At 72.2% G+C, this 975-nt stretch carries 1 protein-coding gene; it reads left to right on the top strand.

The window, feature by feature from the left end:
• On the top strand, positions 1 to 975 hold a 975-nt coding region (locus IE209_RS33615), incomplete at both ends, for a response regulator (RefSeq protein ID WP_189691197.1).

The raw sequence follows: 975 nt of genomic DNA, 5'->3' as shown, positions 1-975 counted from the left end.
GCTGATGGTGGTGGACTGGCAGATGCCCGGCATGGACGGCATCGAGACCGCGCGGCGCGTGCGCGCCCTGAACGATGCGATGCGCATCGTGATGGCCACGGCCTACGGGCGCGACGAAGTGCGCGCGCATGCCGAAGAAGCCGGCATCGAAGCCTTCGTGGTCAAGCCCGTGGGGGCTTCGGCGCTGGTGGACGCCTTGATGACCGCGCTGGTGCCCAACACGGCGCCGTCGGCGCGTGCCGTGCAGACCCAGGACATCGCGCCGGACCTGCTGCGCGGCGTGCGGTTGCTGCTGGCCGAAGACAACGAGATCAACCAGCAGATCGCCATCGAGCTGCTCGAGGGCGCTGGCGCCAAGGTGCAGATCGCCAACAACGGCAAGGAGGCGGTGGAGATGGTGCAGTCCGGCCAAGCGTTCGACGCCGTGCTGATGGACCTGCAGATGCCGGTGATGGGGGGGCTGGAGGCCACGGGGCTGATCCGTGCGGACGCGCGCTGGCACGCGCTGCCCATCATCGCGATGACGGCGCACGCCATGGTGGAGGAGCGCGAGCGCTGCCTGGCCGCGGGCATGGTGGACCACATCACCAAGCCGCTGGACCCGCCGGCGATGTTCAAGTCGCTGCTGCGCTGGGTGCAGCCGCGCCCGGCCGCGGCAGAGCCTGCTGCGGCGCCGCGGCCGGCAGCGCCGCCGCCACAGGATCTGCCCGCCATCGAAGGCCTGGACACCGCCGCCGGGCTGCGCCGCGTGGGCGGCAACCGGGCGCTGTATCTGCGGCTGCTGCACCAGTTCGCCGAAGGCCAGGCCGATGCCGTGCAGCGCATCGAGGCCGCACTGGCCGCGGGCCGGCAGGAAGAAGCCGAACGCGCGGCCCACACCGTGCGCGGCGTGGCCGGCAACATGGGGCTGGCGGCGCTGCACGCGGCCGCCACCACGCTGGAAGAATGCCTGCGCCATGGCGGCGAGGTGCCGCA

Source organism: Pseudorhodoferax aquiterrae, from assembly GCF_014652235.1.
GTDB classification, from domain to species: domain Bacteria; phylum Pseudomonadota; class Gammaproteobacteria; order Burkholderiales; family Burkholderiaceae_C; genus Pseudorhodoferax; species Pseudorhodoferax aquiterrae.
This window is presented reverse-complemented; position numbering and strand designations above follow the sequence as displayed.